Source organism: Marinicrinis lubricantis (assembly GCF_042658665.1).
Lineage (GTDB): Bacteria > Bacillota > Bacilli > Paenibacillales > KCTC-33676 > Marinicrinis > Marinicrinis lubricantis.
The window spans coordinates 21075-38875 of sequence record NZ_JBHSQV010000002.1 but is presented as its reverse complement, the minus strand read 5'-3'; the positions used below and the strand labels follow the sequence as shown (position 1 = coordinate 38875).

Annotated in this window: 20 protein-coding genes; 7 read left to right on the top strand and 13 right to left on the bottom strand. The window is 46.9% G+C overall.

The features are described from left to right. Positions 1-14 precede the first annotated feature (14 nt). Both ACFPXP_RS00440 and ACFPXP_RS00435 read right to left on the bottom strand, forming a co-directional pair. Positions 15-278, bottom strand: coding sequence for a spore coat protein CotJB (locus ACFPXP_RS00440; protein WP_379891372.1), 264 nt, complete (start codon positions 276-278; stop codon positions 15-17). Continuing rightward, entirely contained in the window at positions 275-505 is a 231-nt protein-coding gene (locus ACFPXP_RS00435) for a spore coat associated protein CotJA (RefSeq protein ID WP_379891370.1), read from the bottom strand. Before ACFPXP_RS00435 ends, ACFPXP_RS00440 begins: the two co-directional genes overlap by 4 nt. 160 nt (positions 506-665) lie before the next feature. Between ACFPXP_RS00435 and ACFPXP_RS00430 the strand changes: the two genes are divergently transcribed. Beyond that, positions 666-878, top strand: a complete 213-nt coding sequence (locus ACFPXP_RS00430) for a hypothetical protein (protein WP_379891368.1) — start codon at positions 666-668, stop codon at positions 876-878. A gap of 246 nt (positions 879-1124) precedes the next feature. On the opposite strand, the gene ACFPXP_RS00425 is transcribed toward ACFPXP_RS00430, so the two are convergent. Next, a complete protein-coding gene (locus tag ACFPXP_RS00425) occupies positions 1125-1208 on the bottom strand; it encodes a putative holin-like toxin (RefSeq protein ID WP_379891494.1) in 84 nt (27 codons plus the stop codon). Positions 1209-1454: 246 nt separating this feature from the next. On the opposite strand from ACFPXP_RS00425, the gene ACFPXP_RS00420 reads away from it, so the two are divergent. Continuing rightward, complete coding sequence (locus tag ACFPXP_RS00420) at positions 1455-2096, top strand: HAD family hydrolase (protein WP_379891492.1); 642 nt, start codon at positions 1455-1457, stop codon at positions 2094-2096. A 109-nt stretch (positions 2097-2205) separates the two neighbouring features. Here ACFPXP_RS00420 and ACFPXP_RS00415 read toward each other — a convergent pair whose 3' ends face one another. From ACFPXP_RS00415 to ACFPXP_RS00390, 6 genes are read right to left on the bottom strand one after another with little or no spacing between them, the layout of a single operon-like run. Next, positions 2206-3333, bottom strand: a complete 1128-nt coding sequence (locus tag ACFPXP_RS00415; RefSeq protein WP_379891366.1) for a YheC/YheD family endospore coat-associated protein — start codon at positions 3331-3333, stop codon at positions 2206-2208. Positions 3334-3340: 7 nt separating this feature from the next. Beyond that, complete coding sequence (locus ACFPXP_RS00410) at positions 3341-3793, bottom strand: GNAT family N-acetyltransferase (RefSeq protein ID WP_379891364.1); 453 nt, start codon at positions 3791-3793, stop codon at positions 3341-3343. Then, positions 3774-4919 carry a YheC/YheD family endospore coat-associated protein gene (locus ACFPXP_RS00405; protein ID WP_379891362.1) on the bottom strand — a complete coding sequence of 382 codons (1146 nt, stop codon included), beginning with the start codon at positions 4917-4919 and terminating at the stop codon, positions 3774-3776. Before ACFPXP_RS00405 ends, ACFPXP_RS00410 begins: the two co-directional genes overlap by 20 nt. Next, entirely contained in the window at positions 4920-6290 is a 1371-nt protein-coding gene (locus ACFPXP_RS00400) for a YheC/YheD family endospore coat-associated protein (RefSeq protein ID WP_379891360.1), read from the bottom strand. A 6-nt stretch (positions 6291-6296) separates the two neighbouring features. After that, the gene (locus ACFPXP_RS00395) at positions 6297-7406 is read right to left on the bottom strand and encodes a YheC/YheD family endospore coat-associated protein (RefSeq protein WP_379891358.1); all 1110 of its coding nucleotides are present in this window, start codon (positions 7404-7406) and stop codon (positions 6297-6299) included. 11 nt (positions 7407-7417) lie between these two features. After that, positions 7418-8773 carry a YheC/YheD family endospore coat-associated protein gene (locus tag ACFPXP_RS00390; RefSeq protein WP_379891356.1) on the bottom strand — a complete coding sequence of 452 codons (1356 nt, stop codon included), beginning with the start codon at positions 8771-8773 and terminating at the stop codon, positions 7418-7420. Between the two features lie 88 nt (positions 8774-8861). Here ACFPXP_RS00390 and ACFPXP_RS00385 point away from each other — a divergent pair, with 88 nt between their 5' ends. From ACFPXP_RS00385 to ACFPXP_RS00375, 3 genes are read left to right on the top strand one after another with little or no spacing between them, the layout of a single operon-like run. Further along, positions 8862-10049, top strand: coding sequence for a DUF445 family protein (locus tag ACFPXP_RS00385; RefSeq protein WP_379891354.1), 1188 nt, complete (start codon positions 8862-8864; stop codon positions 10047-10049). 55 nt (positions 10050-10104) lie between these two features. Further along, on the top strand, positions 10105-10449 hold the full coding sequence (locus ACFPXP_RS00380) for a YlbF family regulator (RefSeq protein WP_379891352.1): 345 nt from the start codon (positions 10105-10107) through the stop codon (positions 10447-10449). Positions 10450-10508: 59 nt separating this feature from the next. Beyond that, positions 10509-10787: a hypothetical protein gene (locus tag ACFPXP_RS00375; protein ID WP_379891350.1), complete on the top strand. Its 279-nt coding sequence runs from the start codon at positions 10509-10511 to the stop codon at positions 10785-10787. Between the two features lie 58 nt (positions 10788-10845). Here ACFPXP_RS00375 and ACFPXP_RS00370 read toward each other — a convergent pair whose 3' ends face one another. Continuing rightward, positions 10846-11064 (bottom strand): hypothetical protein, encoded by a 219-nt coding sequence (locus tag ACFPXP_RS00370; protein ID WP_379891348.1) that lies wholly within the window; start codon positions 11062-11064, stop codon positions 10846-10848. 270 nt (positions 11065-11334) lie between these two features. Between ACFPXP_RS00370 and ACFPXP_RS00365 the strand changes: the two genes are divergently transcribed. Continuing rightward, on the top strand, positions 11335-12648 hold the full coding sequence (locus ACFPXP_RS00365) for a DRTGG domain-containing protein (protein ID WP_379891346.1): 1314 nt from the start codon (positions 11335-11337) through the stop codon (positions 12646-12648). A 171-nt stretch (positions 12649-12819) separates the two neighbouring features. Here the strand turns inward: ACFPXP_RS00365 and ACFPXP_RS00360 are convergent, their stop codons facing one another. The 3 genes from ACFPXP_RS00360 to ACFPXP_RS00350 all read right to left on the bottom strand — a co-directional run bounded on the left by ACFPXP_RS00360 (position 12820) and on the right by ACFPXP_RS00350 (position 14080). Next, positions 12820-13140 carry a YtpI family protein gene (locus ACFPXP_RS00360; RefSeq protein ID WP_379891344.1) on the bottom strand — a complete coding sequence of 107 codons (321 nt, stop codon included), beginning with the start codon at positions 13138-13140 and terminating at the stop codon, positions 12820-12822. A gap of 98 nt (positions 13141-13238) precedes the next feature. Continuing rightward, a complete protein-coding gene (locus ACFPXP_RS00355; protein WP_379891342.1) occupies positions 13239-13751 on the bottom strand; it encodes a hypothetical protein in 513 nt (170 codons plus the stop codon). After that, positions 13748-14080 carry a YtrH family sporulation protein gene (locus ACFPXP_RS00350; protein ID WP_379891340.1) on the bottom strand — a complete coding sequence of 111 codons (333 nt, stop codon included), beginning with the start codon at positions 14078-14080 and terminating at the stop codon, positions 13748-13750. Before ACFPXP_RS00350 ends, ACFPXP_RS00355 begins: the two co-directional genes overlap by 4 nt. 182 nt (positions 14081-14262) lie before the next feature. Here ACFPXP_RS00350 and ACFPXP_RS00345 point away from each other — a divergent pair, with 182 nt between their 5' ends. Further along, a complete protein-coding gene (locus ACFPXP_RS00345; protein WP_379891490.1) occupies positions 14263-17760 on the top strand; it encodes a DNA polymerase III subunit alpha in 3498 nt (1165 codons plus the stop codon). Positions 17761-17801 lie beyond the last annotated feature (41 nt).

Sequence of the window (17801 nt, the reverse complement as noted above, 5' to 3'; positions counted from 1 at the left end):
TGTGGTCTTGAGCTTTACACCTGCCAAGGCCAAGGTGTATCCGGCCAAGCGAAGGGATGCTTGCTGTAGCTGTGGCCGAAATGCATCAGCGGTCCATACCTTAGCTCGAACTGCTCGGCAAGCTGCTTACGGTGCTGTGCGCATCGGTTATACTGCTGCAGTGCGGCCATATCGTGCGGATGGGTATCGAGGTACAGATTTAATTCCACGAGAACGAAGTCGGTCTCCTGAAGCTTCAGCAGCATGTCATAATATTCCGGTCCAATGGAAGCCTTCATCCTTTTACCATTCCTTTCCCATGATTTTTCTTGCTTTCATACGGGCTGAACAGTGCAGGCCAAAGGGTACCTTTTCTTAAAGCTTCGCTGGGGGAAAATTGCGGCAAATTCATAGGCTGAAAAGGGATATATAAATTAGGTGGAGTAATGTAAGATTTTACGCGAATGGGAGGGCACGGATCGAAAGGGCCGATAAAGGGCTCATAAAATTTCTCGTTGGTGTGCATTCGTCTCACTCCTTTACAGCAGGTTTAAAACATCATCCATATACTGTATGACAACAGCCTACAAAAGATTCATTTCGTTTTGGCATCGAACCTTGAAAACTGTAAAAGTCATTTCCGTGCTATAATGAATACGATGAAAAACAGGAAGGATGTAAGTGCAATGAAAGTAATGACGAAGGAGAAAATGCCTAAATATCCGGAATATACACTTGTCATTGAGGCGGATGAAGAGGCGAACACGTTCGTAAGCACGATTTTGAAAGACGAAGCGGGGGAGCAAGTAAAAATTTTTGAATCCTTCCCGTGGAGCAGTGAGGAGCAAGTGAAGAAGGAAGCGATCGATTATTTCACCCATCTTCGTAAAGGCAATTGACGCAATAAAGGTCCTTGGCAGTCAGGTGGTACGGGGTTAGGAGGATTAGATCCAACCTTTTTGATCGTTTTTTTTCAAATGAACTGTCATGAAGAACTCATCACCGGCATATAAACAGTATTGGGTCTGAAATTTAACGCAATAAAAAGACCGCAGGGATGGGGCCTGCAGTCTTGGAGAATAAAGGATCCGGTCCATCATCGATTTCCTGAGTAAAGCTATGCATGAAATCTCTACCCGGCACGATTACTTCTTTTTGAGGTAACCTAATAGGGTTAGAGTAAACATCCCGAAGCCGATCATGAGAGACAGCGCATCATGCACTTCCATGATCATCACCCCCTTATCAGGATGTGGTCTCGGGAAATCGATTTCATGGAAGAATACTCTATTCTATTCATAAATATATTCCTGTCTAGTTCGAATATTCCAAATAATGCAAAAAAATCAAAATCATATTTGTCTGTCTTCCAAGCCAGGGATACAGTTGACAATCGCTTCCCTACATGGTTTCATATTAGCAAATAAGAGAGGAAGTGATTGGAGTTGCCTTCGAAATGGGAGAAACCGCAAGCAATGATCTTCGACCTCGATGGGACACTGTTTCAAACGGAGACACTGCTTGTCCCGGCGTATGAACGAACGTTTGAAAGCTTGAAACAGGATGGACTGTATCAAGGAGATACACCTCCAGTAGATATTATGATCGGTGCTCTAGGCAATTTGCTAGAACATATTTGGCAGCAGGTGATTCCCGGTGCTTCAAAGGAATTGGTACAGCAGGCAGATCAGCGGCTGCTGCAGTTTCAGATCGACGGCTTGAAGCAGGGGGAAGGGGAACTTTATCCAGAGGTAAAAACTGTGCTGAGCCAGTTGAAAGCGGAAGGGATTCGCTTGTTCGTTGCCAGCAACGGACTGGAAGGCTACGTGAAGGGCGTTGTCAAATATAAGGAGCTGGAGCCTTTATTTGAAGGGTTATACAGTGCCGGAGAATATAGGACAAGCTCCAAGGTACAGCTGGTTGAGCAGTTGCTGAGCCGTCATCAAATTGAATCGGCATGGATGGTAGGGGATCGCTCCTCGGATGTAGAAGCAGGGCTGAAAAACGGGCTGCCTGTCGTTGGCTGCGGATATGCTGGGTTTGGCAAGGATACGGAGCTGACGAACGCTTCGGTAATGATCAACCGATTCTCTCAGCTTCTTGAGCTGTACGCTTAACAATACAGAAAAAGGAGTGGACGCTTGGGGGTCCACTCCTTTTTTTGCACCATTTTAGAAATGTTAACTCGACTAAAGCAAACCTACCCTAGCTGTGAAAGAGCAGGCGTTAACTGGCATTGTCCTTCTTGTCAGCTGTTTGATTCGCATGCTTGCTTTGATACACATGCAGTGCATATTCCAGCGGTCTGAGTAAAGCTCTACGGTAAGCTTCTTTGTCCCCGATTCTCCGGAATACCTCTCTTGCCGGCTTCGGATTAATTTCCAGTAGATAAACTTTGCCATGGCGGTCAATGGCGATATCCAGTGCCAGCTCACAGAGCTGGCCGTATTTCTTTTCCAGTACATGTACAGCCTGCAGGGACAGCGCCTCTACCGAATCTTTGATTTTTTCGGCTGTTTCCTTTGGAAATCTCCTCAGCAGCATGCTGTCCATACGTATCGCTCTTCCTCCGCCGTGCAGATTGGAGGTAATGCTTTGTACCGGTCCGATTCTGCAAGCTCCGCCTGTATATTCCCAATCGCCTTTGCTGTTCTTTTGAATCAGAATTCGAAAATCATGAACCCTTCCGTCCTTCAGCTCGATCTGTATCCCTTGCTGTACGACGTATTTTCTAGCGGTAAGCAGCCGGTTCATGAGCAGGTTGAGGCTTGGTTTGGTTAAGACTTGCTTCCGGATAATCGTTCGGCGATGATTCCTTCCTTGTACTACATATTTACTGCCTAACCCTCTGATCTTTAATATCCCTCTTCCTCCGGTACCGTTAATGGGTTTGAAGTAAACCGTCTTGTGCTTTTGGAGCATACGGGAAAGCACTGAAAAGTCGGAATAATATTTCGTGTCAGGCAGGTACCCGGATAAAACAGAGTCATCGGAGAATAGCTCATGAATGATCCACTTGTTGGCGAGCGGACGATTTAAGTAAGTGAGATGAGGATACTTCGCTCGGAATTTGCGCAGCATCTCAAAGCGTTTGTTGGGTTGATATCTGCAGCGATCGAAAATAACATCGGGAAAAGGAGTCCACTTACGGATCCATAGGCCTTGTCTAACATCATATATCAGCGACCGAATTTGCATTCTGCTGTGATCTACATCCTCTGGTGTGAATACAATGACGGACAGTCCCAGCTCTCTGCCAAGTACACTGAGCTGTTTGAAGTAGCGGATTTCTTCCAATTGCTTTTGGTCATTCCAATATAATGCCATGATGCCCAATACGGGCTTGCTCGTCATATTTCGTTCACCCCGTCATGCCACCGACCTTCGTCTTTAAATGAACGATAGGTTGCTGTTTCGTTCCCTGATAATATCCAACTGCGGACATTCCCGCCGAATGGCACATGCGCAGGCTGGCGGAATTGTCCAATGCTACCTTGCACTCCAATCTCGTTAATTTCTTGATTTGGGCACGCAGCAGCTGTCTGCCAATATTTTGTCCACGGTAATCGGAATGGACCACAATAAAACAAATCGACTTCCCGTATTCCTTTACTCCACATAGTCCTATCAATGTTTCATCCTCTAGCGCCAGCAGCACGCGAGTTCCCGGCGCCTCAAGCTCGAGCGGATCCAGATGGATGACCCACTGGATTGCTTCCGAGGTGATCCGTCGATTGCCATGGCGTACGATAAAATGCAGCCATCTCTTTTTCCAGCGTTCAACATCTTCACGTTTAGCTTCCAGCCATCGCATGTGAACCGCTCCGATTTGCTTCGATTTTTCGGGCCAGGTAGCTGCTGTATTGAAACAGCTGCTCCAGTGATTTATTTCGAATTTCCTTCTCATCAAATTTCATTGGCTTGGAATTCGCCTCGAAAAACCACAAATTTTCATTTCGGTCAATCCCTAAGTCCATCGACATCTCACCTAGACGATGTCCCGATGCCTTCTCGATTTGTTTGGCGATGAACACACTCGTCTTTTTCACTTTAATTAATATTTTCTTGGTAGCCGCCTTCCCAAAGCTGGCCTGAAGTAATTGTATGGGCTTTCCGATGGAGCCGCCTCTTGGCACATGTGTCGTAATGCTGGCTTCCCCTGCAATTCTTGCGCCTATTCCGGTAACCGTCCAAAGCCCCTTTCCGTTTTTCTGAACCAATACTCTGAGGTCGAAAGGGCGGGATTTGTATTTGGCGAGCTCGATCCCTTGCTGCACAATATAAGCTTTTTCTTTGATATACTCATTCAGCGTATCCTTAACTTGCGACCAACTGCTCAGCTTATAGAATTGTGTTTGCTTTTTCTCTTGGATATGAAGAAGGTAGCCTTTATTTGAACTTGCTTTCTGAAGCCGCATAATGCCGCTTCCTGCTTTGCCCTTCTCAGGTTTAAGATAAATCGTTCCATGCTTGGAGACGTATTTTCTAAGATCCATTTTTTCATTGTAGCGAACGGTTTGAGGAACATACGGTTTGGTGAGCTTGCTTGCCAGCAGCCAATCCATCAGGGAGGATTTATAGAAGAAGGATGGATTATACATCTTCGTGTGCGGCTGCTTCAGGCATTCATCCAGCTTGCTTCGTACGTGAGTCATCTCTTCATGTTTTCGGTAGGGAACACGATTGTATAGTACATAAGGCAAGGGGATTTTTACGGTTTTCCAAGTTTTTCGTTTCAGTATATATGAATAAGCTTGGATTTTCTCCTGATCCAATCGCAGCTTGTCGATCGTAATGACATAAGCGGAGTAGCCCATCCGGTTACCTGTTCTAATGATCTCTTCGAAATTTTGCAGGTTTCCTCGAAAGATTCTTTTGCTCGCCGGTGTTGTCACGATACCTAGCAGCGGGCGAGCAGCCGATTGATTATGAAGCTCCATCTATCGATCTCCCCTTCCTGAGGCAAAAGGGGACAAATAAACGCAGTAGTCGATGAGCTGCGAGATCGTAGAGCGGCCAGAATCCTTTAAGGCGGGGTGCTTAAATATCGAACGTCCCGGTTTGGCATTCGCCTCAAACATCCAGATGTTCCCTCTTTGGTCAATACCGATATCGAATCCAAGCTCTCCAAGCATATGATGGTAGTTCTGTTCAATCGATTCCGCCAATCGTACGGAGGCTTCCTTCGCTTGTTCCAGTATTCTTCTGGATTGCTCCGGCGAATACACTTGATTTAGCGCTTGAAGAGGAGTCATTAAATGCCCGCCTGTGCGAAGATGAGTGGTCACGCTGCCTCTGCCGGCTTTTTTGGCCCCAATCGCAGCAACAACCCAGTTGCCTTGACCATTTTTCACCATATGGAAACGAAAATCGATGGGACAGCGGTCAATCTCGATGAGCCTAATGCCCTGCTGTGCGACGTATTTTGACAATCGGCCTCTGCGGTGACCAAGCATTCGCATCAAATCGGGGAAGGATTGGATGCGGAGCAGTACATTTTTTCCATTTTTTCGATAGCGGACGTAATATCCTTTTTTCGGACTGTACGTAATTCGATATATGCCGATCCCTAAACTTCCGGAGGTGGGTTTCAAATATAGAAATTGATGTTTTTCCAGCATTTGCTTGATTTTATCGGGAGAAGGATCGATGGCTGATTCCGGCACATATTTTTTATACTCGCTCGTTCCTTCCAGCATATGATATACGTCCCATTTGTCAAAGAAGCTCCAATTGAATAACGGAATGCGTTTACGAACCAATCTTTCCTTCAAATGATTCAATTCCGGTGATTTTTCGGCGGAGCGGCTGGGCAACCGGTTATATATGACGTTTGGCAGCGATACTTTTCGGCGAACGAAGCCGCCGGACGGATTCAAGAAATATCCGACGACTGTGCCCTGATTCCAATCAATGCTCCGAGGGGAGAATGCGTACGTATACGCCTTTTTGCCGCCCATGTTTAGCAGCTGTTTAATATAGTCCGTTCGGTTTCCGAATGGCCGGTTTGGGTCTTTGGTGATTCCTGTCATGATTCCAATGATGGGACCGAGTTGAATCTCCCCTCGATTCGCTTCGATTGAGCAGCTTCCCCCCGTAGGAATGTAAAGGGCATTTTTTATTGAAAGTGGAACTATCAGTTGGCTTCCTGTACGTCGGAGTCCTCTGACTTGCACGCTGACAGACTTTTGGCCAAAGCGCAAGGTGACGTTTCTGGAAGCGATCCGCAACTGCTTTCGAAGAGATGGGGTCAAGTAAATGGTATTTGAAGCTTTACTCGAAAACTTAAGCGTACACTTAGAAAAAACCATGAGTTGCTACCCTCCTATTGACTGTTCAAACAAATAGCGGATGTAACGGATCGGGTTAAGTATCGCTTGGCGTTCAGCATATGGCAGGCCAGCTTGCCTGAATGCGTTTCGTCCCGGTTTTGAATTGATTTCAATCAGCCATACTTTGCCGCTAGGCTCCACTCCGAAGTCGATTCCCAACTCCAGCATTCTTCCATAGTTCTGTTCAATGCAGGAGCAGACGATGAAGGCTAAATCGTCGATTTGCTGCTGGATTTCACGTGCGGCACGATGGGGATATATTTGAGACAAAAAATGACGTGCATCCGCCGCAGTCCCACCGCCGTGAAGGTTAGAAGTCATCGTGCCAGACGTTCCGCTGCGTACCGCTTTGCCGGTCAACGTCCACTCACCTTTCTCATTTTTTTGCATGAGTACTCGGATGTCGAACGGCTGCCCCTGTTGTCCGCATAATTGCAAATAGGGCTGGAGCAAATAATTTCGCTCCCTTAGCGTCGTTTTCAGCCACCCGTTAAAAGTATGAAGGTCGGGACAATCAAGTGTATATTTTTCATTTTTCAGGTTTCGACCGATGATGTGAAAACGGTTCTTGCCGTCTTTTCGGATGTAGGCGGTTCCGATACCATGCGTACCGGCATTCGGTTTGATGAAAGCCTGGTCGTTGTTCGTGAACCAGTCTAGAACGTCCTGAGTCGACCGTATAAGCATGGTTGCAGGCAATGCGCAGTGCAGTTCTGTCTTTCGCATCAGTGTATTCCACACGTGCCATTTGCTGCCTAGGCGATGATTTAAGATGCGTCCGGATCTGTTTTGCTCATACGTGCGGATGAATTGATGGTATTTAGTCAGCTGGGCTTTATTTGTAAAAAAAGAACGGTCATATATGAAATGGGGTATAGGACATCGGGTTTCGTTCCACTTTTTAGTGGAAACAGTATATGTCACCCCCTGCACTACCTTGGATGACCAATTTACCTGATCCGGTGAAAACACATAAATGGCCACCTTTTCCGATGCAGCGGCAAGTGACAGCTGTTCGTAATAACTTCTCTCCGGTATCCGATGCACAGCCGGATTTTCGGCTACCAAAATACCGATCCAAGCCGTTTTGTTCATGGGAGAACTCCTTAATAGCCGCTGATAAAGTGGATGTACTGCACCATTTTCCGAACGGAGGGTCGTATTCGATTTTCGGACAGCTGCGTGCCTTCATTCTTAGACGGCTTGGAATTGACTTCAATCAGCCAAACCTTTCCCGAAGTGTCTACGCCGAGATCGACCCCGAATTCGGCAAAATGTTCTTCAAGGTGCTTTTCAAGGGAAGCTGATATGTCTACAGCCGCCTGCTTTAAGCCCGATGAAACCCGAGCTATCAACGAGGATGGAAGGTTGGAGTGGCTGAGTGCGTATGTGACCTTGCTGAGCGTTCCGCCTCTGGCTAAATTCGACACAACATGGTCACTGCCGGCTATTCGAGCGACGATGGAGATGACACGCCATTTGCCAGTGTTATTTTTTTGGACCAAGGCTCTGAAATCGACCGGACGGCCACCCACGGTGATCAATGAGATTCCTTGCTGAATTTGGTATTTCCGGCTTTTCAGTTTTCCGGCGATCGCTGCGAAGCATTTCGTCAACCGAACATATTCCGTTCGGCTCGCCCGATTGACTGAAGAGGTATGACACACGTATTTATTGGCTGAAGCCTTTGTAATTCGGATGATTCCTTTGCCTAAGCTGCCGCTGATCGGCTTTAAATAGACGGTTCGATGCCGAGAAAGCATATGTTTAAGCATCGTAAAATTTTTGAATAAATGAGATTCTGGCATATATTTGTGGACTAACGCATCCTTGTACAGTGTTGAAAATACTTCGGTCTTATCCAGATATTTTTCGTTAAACACGTGAAAACCGCGCTGTTTTGTTTCATGGATAAACTGCTTAACGGCACGCATTCCTTCATATCTGCGCGAGGTTAATCGATTGTAGACTGCATCAGGGAGAGGAAAGGTTCCGCTTTTCCAGCCGTTCTGATAAAATTTAGCTTGAATCGAATGACTGCGTTTTTCGATGTTGCTGGGCGTGATGAAATAAACAACACCGCCCCTCATGCGAATCGCTTCGCTCAGTTCCTCGCAGAATGCGGTGTTAGATGCGAAAGGCTGGCCTTCAGCGGCGTAAGTTCTGCTCATCATCACGGCAATCAAAGGGCCGATGTGAAGTGAATTGGTACGTGCCTTATATTTGCCGCAGACGGTCATGCCTTGTTTTAATCCAAGCTGTGAAGCAAGGCTGGCGGGAATCCCGATTCCTGTCTGTTTGGGAGTACTGTGAATCTGAACAGTATGTTTCTGGGAACCAAAGTGTAAACTGAGGGTGTCGGGCAGCTTCAGTGCCTTTACGGTCGCCGGATTAAGCCGGATCATCTGCTGCCCGTAAAGTTGGCCTGCGTTCAAGATATGAACGGTCCACTTTTTTGACATTATCATTTCAACTCCCTTCCAGCGCAGACTTAATCATAAAACACTACTCCATCATATGAAGGCCTAAAAGGCTTGGTGAATAATCCTAATGGCAAGAACGGAGGGTATGATGAGTTACTTTTGGATCATTATCATCAGTATGGCGATTGCCGCGGCAATTGGCGGCTTTACGAACTATTTGGCGATTCGGATGCTGTTTCGTCCGAGAAAGCCGATCTATCTGTGGGGAAAGAAGCTTCCTTTCACTCCAGGTCTTATTCCGAAAAGAAAAGAGGAAATTGCGCAGGCGCTTGGACATGTGGTGGGCGATTATTTGGTGACCTCGAGCGGGATTCGGGATTTAACGAGAGAGCCGGAATTTAGAGGAAAGATCTCGGCGAAGCTGGATGAGATCGCCGCTCGAACAGCAAAGTCCCCCCTAACCGTACGAGAATGGTGTGGACAGTTTTGGACCGAGGAGCAAATTCGAATGGTGGAGCGCTCCATCGCCTTGCTGCTTGCAAAAGGCATCGACCGTATCGAGGAACGGGTACTGCATCAGGGGAAGCTGACAGAAGCGGTCATCAAGGACTGGATCCCGGAGCAGATGCTGGAAATGAAGGACGAATGGGCCAGTAAACTGGCTGTGAAGCTATCGGAAGCATTAAAGACGGAGCTTGCTTCGCCTAAAGGGGATTTCCTGTTTCGGCAAATGACCAGCAGAATACTGGAACAATCGGGCGGTTTTCTCGGTGCGCTCGCGGGAATGTTTATGGATGCGGAACGGATTTCTGCAAAGATTCGTCAGTCTGTCGTCGACCAATTGAATGCGCCAGATATTCAGTTCATGATGAAAAATTTTATTCTAAAGCAGATGGATCGACTGTCGGAAATGCAAATCCGTGAACTCTTCCAGCATCCTGCCGCAGAGCAAATCTCGCATGCGCTGAGTGAAAAAGCAAAAGCGTGGATCGAAACAAACGGATGGGTGGAACGCTGGTTCGATACGCCTATTCATACGATGGCAGAACCAGTATACGAAACGTTCAAAAGCTACATCCCTCGATTGGTCGAGCGTTTATTAGACATGCTTTCGGAAAAAACCGATGTCTTGATATCAGCACTGGAACTGCCTAAACTCGTTTCCAAGGAAGTAAGGAAATTTCCCGTGGAGCGTCTCGAGTACATACTTCTAGAATTGTCCGGTAAAGAGTTTCGAGCGATTACGTGGCTGGGTGCTGTATTAGGCGGAGTGATCGGATTATTGCAATCGTTGCTGTTTATGTTTTGGAGATAAGGCAGAACATGCGGGAACGGATCAAATGGGGAGAATTTATGAGGAGGATATGTTTATGAATGTTTATGATCATGCTTATGCATTGGGAAAGGCGCTGCAGGAAAGCAGTGAATTGAAACAGCTGGCTGATGCTGTAAAATCGGTCGGTGCCGATCCGGATGCACGGCGAATGCTGGAGGAATTTCAGCAGCAGCAGCAAGAGCTGCAGGAAAGTTATACGGATGGAGAGCTGCCGTCGGATGAGGAGATGCAGAGCATTCAGGAGAAGTATGAGGAGATTAATCAGAATGCCTTGATTGCGGCGTTGTTCCAGGCCGAACAGAGAGCGCAGGTGATGATGCAGGATATACAGCGCATCGTTTCAGAGTCGTTCGAGCAAGCCGTGGGGATGAAGGACTAGGCATATGCGAAGGGTTGTCTGCATAACATGGTACAAACAGGCACAAGGAGTGAATGACCATGAGCAGGCAAGGAAAGACATGGAACTATATAGGAATGATAGCGGTCGTCGCTATGGGATTATATGCACTTCCTAAGCTGCGGGTGGGTGAGGGAGCGTCTCTCCCAACTCTATTTGCCATCGCATGGCTTGCATTTGCGCTCATCATATTGGCTGCCCATCTTCATCGACTCTTGCATGTGGATGAGGCAAAGCAAAAGGAGCTTGCTCGTATTCGCCGCATGCGGAAATGGCAGCAGCAGCAATGGATGACCGGACAAAAAAGAAAAATGATGTAACAAAAAGCCCGAGATTGAAGTCTCGGGCTTTTTTTACTACTGAAGAACGTATTCACATCTATTCCTGCACTGCTGAAAATTGGTTCATGACTTCGTTCGTTATTTTTTCTAAGTTTACAGCTTTGCCCAAAATCTCATCGGTCAGCTCCTCTAACAGCTCTGGCCTTTGTTCATTCCATAACTGGTCAAGCTCATTCCGATGTTCGAACAATGCTGATTGGATGGCGATTTTTAAAAATGCTTTAAATTCACGTGATGACGGAAAATCTGCACTCATAGAGGTTCCTCCCGTATCAATTTCACCTATTAGGGTACTAGATGAATGCATATGGTGTATAGGGCGTTTTAAACTCCGTGAAATGTTATGTACATCCGGCGTTGAGTACGATATAATATGAAGTTTTCATGAAAAATGATATGATTTTCGCTTACTGCCGCCTCTCGTGGATTTGTTCCGTGTATTAAAGTGCAGTATAATAATATATAATACAGATAGATACAGTTTTGATGCGGAGAGGTGTAACAGTTGGAGAGGTTTAACCAGCAAATGACAAAACATGAGCAAATCATTAAATACATAGAGAGCTTGAAGATCGGACAAAAAATATCCGTCAGGCAAATCGCTAAGGAGATGGAGGTCAGCGAAGGCACCGCTTATCGAGCGATCAAAGAAGCAGAAAATATCGGCATTGTCAGTACGAAGGAACGGATCGGCACGATTCGGATAGAAAAGCCTCAGCGGTTTTTGGATCAGTTGACCTTTCATGAGGTGGTCGATATTGTGGACGGCAAAGTGTTGGGCGGAGCCGGAGGTTTGGACAAGACGCTGAATAAATTTGTGATCGGCGCCATGAAATTGGAGAATATGCTTGAATATATCCACCCGGGCAGTTTGCTGCTGGTAGGTAATCGTGAAAATGCGCAGATGAAAGCATTGGAGCAAGGAGCTGGAGTGCTCGTTACCGGTGGGTTCGATATTAGCTTGGAAGCAAGAGAACTGGCAGATCAGACGGAGATGCCGGTCATTTCGTCCAAATACGATACGTTTACGATCGCATCGATGATTAACCGGGCGATGTATGATCGGATTATAAAGAAAAAGATCATGCTGGTTGAGGACGTTATGCCGCCTAGAGAATCGATTCAAGTGCTAAAAACAGGACATACGGTGCAGGATTACTGGAATGCTTCACAATCGGCCGGCTACGAGCGGTTTCCGGTCATTGATGATTGGGGAAGAGTTGTAGGTGTGATAACGGCGAAGGATGTAACGAGCAGCGCACCAGAGCAGTCGGTCGAAAAGCTCATGACTCGTAATCCGTTGACGGTCACGTCAACCACCTCGATCGCTTCCGCAGCGCATTTAATGGTATGGGAAGGGATTGATCTCGTTCCTGTCGTTGATCATCATCGAAAGCTGCTCAGTGTCATCAGTCGTCCAGAAGTGCTGAAGGCGCTGCAGATGAGCCACAATCAGCCGCATTTAGGCGAAACGTACGAGAATGAAATATGGTCTTCTTTTCAAGAAAGCAGGGATGCGGAAGGGGCATTAGAATTCATCGGCATGATGACTCCGCAGATGACTAGTCAGCTGGGCACTGTATCCGAAGGCGTGCTGACGTTATGCATTACGAAGGCCGCATATCATTCCATCAAGGACCAAAAACAAGGGGATCTCGTATTTGACAATATCTCGCTTTATTTCTTAAGACCGCTGCAAATCGAAAGCCAGATTGTGATCAAACCGAGAATTATTGAGCTGAGCCGAAAATTTGGGAAGGTCGAAGTAGAAATTGCCAATCAAGGCCAGATGGCGGCGAAAGCACTGCTGACGGCGCACGTGATTGAACAGGGCTGGTAAAGAGATGCGGCAGCAGAATCCCTAAGGATCTGCTGCCGCATTCTCTATCGTAGAACAGAAGGTGTGGAAAATGCCGGAGATATAACCCACATATCCTATGCTCGTATGACTCAACTCATGCTCGAACGAAAGGACGCCGTCAGGCGTTTTTCTAATTCAAGTGAGGGAAGCCTATTTTGTTTTTTCTGACAGATTTGTTTCGTCCGGAAGCTTGGCATACACGCGGTAATTTTTCGTTCCGCCATAAATATTAACCAAACCGAGAATAAGAAAAGCAAATCCAACAATGTATCGGACGGCTGAACCACCGAACAGAAAAATTTGAACAACCGCGAAGGAAACGAGCATCATGCCCATCGCGATATTCATTCTAGCAATACTGATCCCTTGTTCTTTGACCGTCTTTCTGCTTCTGGCCGTCGTGCTGTAGTAGACTGAAGCAACGAGGGAAAGCACAATAATGATCGTTAGGATGAATTGCAGTGTCATCATGTGAAAGCTCCTTTGCCGAAAAGATATCGGATGGTATAAATGTAATGCTTTCACGTGGAAAAATCAATCAATGATGAGTCGTTCATTGTTGTATATATTTAGGTAGTCGTACTGTTATACTCTTGAGCTTTAATCCATATTCGCATTTCCCCATAGACGATGATCACGGTACTGATGGTTACGATGTAGTCTTTGTCCTGTACATTCGTATGGATTTTGTGGTATAGATGCTTCATTGTCTGAGGTGCATTGTGGGAGTTTGGAATGATCTTCAGGATCGGTTCGCCAATGAGAAACTGCAGATCGTTGCTCACCCGCTCGATTAATTCTCCTTTCACGGATTCCGGAAGAGGCTCCTCATTGGCGCTTTGCTCGATCCATATTTGCGTAGAACGGATCAATGCTTCTTTGTCCTTATATTTTTCCAGTCCATCTATTTGAATCAACAGCTTCTTCTTTTCCGTTTTTAGTACCTCATTCATTTGAATCAATTCCTCCATATTGTGCTGGAACAGCACCATGAATACGGCTGACCCGATAATGCACCCGCAAAGCAGGAGGGCGATATATCGCAAGTAACGGTAGAACAGCTGAAAAGGAGGCACTCTCAAGACGTGTTCCCACCTCCTGAAAGCCATTCCATCAATTTGGTGCCGCAATAAGCGCCCATAAAGGCGCTGACAATATACAGGATTTGTTTAATGACCGGGGAATACTGACTGGATAAGAAGTGTGATTCCATCTCCCGAAAAGGATCTATCGTTCCCCCAATGGAGGCGACAATGGCCCATATTTTAATGCGCTGTGCCACCTCTTGCATGGAATAACCGGGGGGCTGCAGGGTGAGGACCGATGCGATACCACTCATCAAGGAAGCCCCGATCACTACACCGAAAGCCAATAAAAAGTAATTAATCATTTGTGTAATGAACAGTCCCATGTTCTACATCCTTTCTTCTTGTCAGGCTGTCGGTTGTTTTGGCCATACTGTCTTGAATTTCAAGCGATGATGAAAATAATGTTTAATAAATTGTATGGGACTGGCTTTCAGGATATGTGCTATGATATACATATAAAAAAGCGAACGTATGATCTTTGTTTGGAGGTGTGGCGGATATGTCAATGAATGGATTTGTACATTTGCATGTTCACACGGAATATAGCTTGCTTGACGGCGCAGCCAAAATTAAATCGTTAGTGGATAGAGCGGCCGATCTCGGAATGAAGGCACTTGCAATGACAGATCATGGAGTCATGTATGGAGCCATCCCTTTTTACAAAGCATGCTTAGCCAGAGGCATGAAGCCGATTATCGGCTGTGAAATGTATTATACGACCGGGACGATTCACGAGAAGGGAAGCCGTCAAGAACAGCCCATCTATCACTTGATTTTACTGGCACAAAATATGCAGGGCTACCGCAACTTGATGAAGCTGACATCCATCGCGCATATGGAAGGTTTTCACTATAAACCTAGGGTCGATCTGGAACTTCTTGAGAAATATAATGAGGGGCTCATTTGCCTTAGCGCATGCCTCGGCAGTGAAATTTCACAGCATCTGCTGCATGAGCGGCTGGATGAAGCTACAGCCGCCGCGCGTCGCTATGCCCGCATTTTTGAAGGCAGATTTTACTTGGAGCTGCAGGATCACGGGTTGATGGAGCAAAGATTAGTCAATCAGCGGATGATTCAGCTTGGCATGGAGACGGGCCTGCCTCTCGTTGCGACCAATGATGTGCACTATTTGCAGCCCGAGGATGCAGCAGTTCAGGAAGTGTTGATCTGTATCGGAACGGGGAAAACGCTGGAAGACGAGAACCGGATGCGGATGATTTCCGATCAAATGTATTTGAAATCGGAGGAGGAAATGCGTGAACGTTTTGTCCATATACCTCAAGCTCTCGACAATACGGCAGTCATTGCCGAAAGGTGCAGCTTGGAGCTCGATTTTGATCAAGCGGTCTTACCCGAATTTAAGCCCCTGCCGGAAGGACTCTCGCCGGATGAATACTTAAAGCAGCTGTGCATAGACGGCCTGCATGCAAGATATAGGCAGCAGGAGTTATGGAATGATTCCAATTTCAGGATGAAGCTGGAAGAACGCCTGAAATATGAGCTTCGGACTATATCGGGCATGGGATATTCCGATTATTTCCTAATTGTCTGGGACTTCGTGAAATATTGCCATGAGCAAGGGATTATGACAGGACCTGGACGTGGTTCCTCGGCAGGAAGCCTCGTAGCGTACGTATTGAATATAACCGATGTGGACCCGATTCGCTATGGACTGCTGTTTGAACGTTTTTTGAATCCAGAGAGAATTTCCATGCCGGATATTGATATTGATTTTAGTGATTTGCGGCGGGATGAAGTCATCAACTATGTTGTTCGTAAATACGGAAACGAGCATGTCGCTCAAATTATTACGTTCGGAACCATGGCGGCGCGTGCGGCGGTTCGGGATGTAGGACGAGCAATGAATGTTCCATTTTATGACGTAGATAAAACGGCGAAGCTGATCCCCCACCAGCCGGGGATGACGATAGATAAGGCGATGGAAATCATCCCTGAGCTGAAGAGACTCGCGGAGCAGCCAAGAACAGGCGCCCTGCTTGAAACGGCACGCAAAGTCGAAGGCATGCCGAGACATGCCTCGACCCATGCAGCGGGCGTTGTCATCTCGAGAGAGCCGTTGACTGACTATGTGCCGCTCCAGGAAGGGAGCGGAGGGATTCCGCTCACGCAGTATTCGATGGAGCATTTGGAATCATTAGGACTGCTCAAGATGGATTTTTTGGGATTGAGAACGTTGTCCATTATTGAAAGGACCTTAGGTTGGATTGAAGAGCAGACGGGGGAGGCTCTCGAATTAGGCACGGTATCTCTTGATGATCCTCTGACCTATGAAATGCTCAGCCGGGGTGATACGACGGGGGTATTTCAGCTGGAATCTGCCGGGATGCGGAGAGTGCTGAAAGATTTGAAGCCGAGCCAATTTGAAGATATTATTTCCGTTTTGGCACTGTATCGGCCGGGGCCGATGGAATTTATTCCGAAATACATTGATGGCAAATACGGAAGGGAAACGGTGCACTATCCTCATCCGACGCTCGAGCCGATATTGAAAGAGACCTATGGGATTATCGTATATCAGGAGCAGATTATGCAGATCGCTTCCGTCATGGCGGGCTTTACATTAGGGGAAGCCGATTTGCTGCGCCGAGCGGTCGGCAAGAAGAAGCGGGAAGTGCTGGACAAGGAACGTTCACATTTCGTTCAAGGCGCACGTAAACAAGGATATTCGGAGGAAGATGCACATCATGTTTATGACATGATCGTACGCTTTGCCGATTACGGCTTTCCGAAAGCCCATGCGACAGCATACGGATTTCTCGCTTTTCAGACCGCCTACTTAAAGGCACATTACCCAGCTCCATTCATGGCGTCGATGCTAACGGCGGTTACGGGCAATCAAAGCAAAACGGCCGAGTATGTAGAGGAATGCAAGCGAATGGGTATCGAGGTACTTCCGCCGGATGTGAATGAAAGCGGAATGTACTTCACGCCGATTTATACAACAACAGAGGTTGGCTCCGAGCAGCCAATTATTCGCTTCGGATTGGCAGCTGTGAAGAATGTGGGAAATCAGGCCATCGAAGCCATCGTAAGGGCAAGACAGGAATCCCCCTTTCAAGGGTTAATGGATTTCTGCAAAAAGGTAGACTTGCGAGTATGCAATAAAAGAGTTATAGAATCTCTGATCCAGGCGGGCGCATTCGATTCCTTGCCAGGTCATCGCGCTCAGCTTGTAGCGATGCTGGACGAAACGGTAGAGATGGCGCTGAAATGGAAAAAGGAAGCAGAGGATCTTCAGCTGCATCTGTTCGGGTTTCAGGAACAAGCCAATTGGGAAGTGGAGTATCCCGAGGTTGAGCCCTATCCGGAGATGAAGCAACTTGAGCTGGAGAAGGATATGACAGGGCTATATATTTCTGGGCATCCTCTGCAGGGATATGAGGACCAGTTGGGACAGTATTCCTCCGTTCCCTTTCATCGTCTTGCCGAAGTGAGTGAGCATCGCAAGGTGAATACGGCAGGCCTCGTCGTAAAGGCCAAAACGATTTTGACCAAAAAGGGAAAGCAAATGGGATTTGCAGAGTTGGAAGACCGATTCGGTACGATAGAGGCAGTCATTTTTCCTGAAGTGTGGCAAAGGTACGGTAAATGGTTTCACGCAGGTGCGCTGCTTTTCCTGTCGGGAACGATCCAGCATCAGGAAGAATTGACGAAAATCATCGTTGACAAAGCAGTGCCTTTGGAACAAATGGCGGATTTACCCAAGGATGGAGAACGTAAAGTCGAACATCTAATTGAACCTAAAGTGGACCATCGGGCTAGAATGTACGTCAAGATTGAGCGCTCGAAAGAAACGAAAACGATTTTGACACAGCTAAAATATTTAATGTCCCGGTTTAAAGGAGATGTGCCGGTCGTCTTGTTTTATGAATCCTCCGGCAAGACCGTTGTCTTGAATGAACCTTATCTCGTACTCCCAAACCCCGGCTTAATCAAACAAATGGAGCAGCTGCTGGGCACGGGTTCAGTTGTTGTCAAATAGCCCGCTCGCTCGTCCCGAGCGATTTGATGGCAAATCATGAA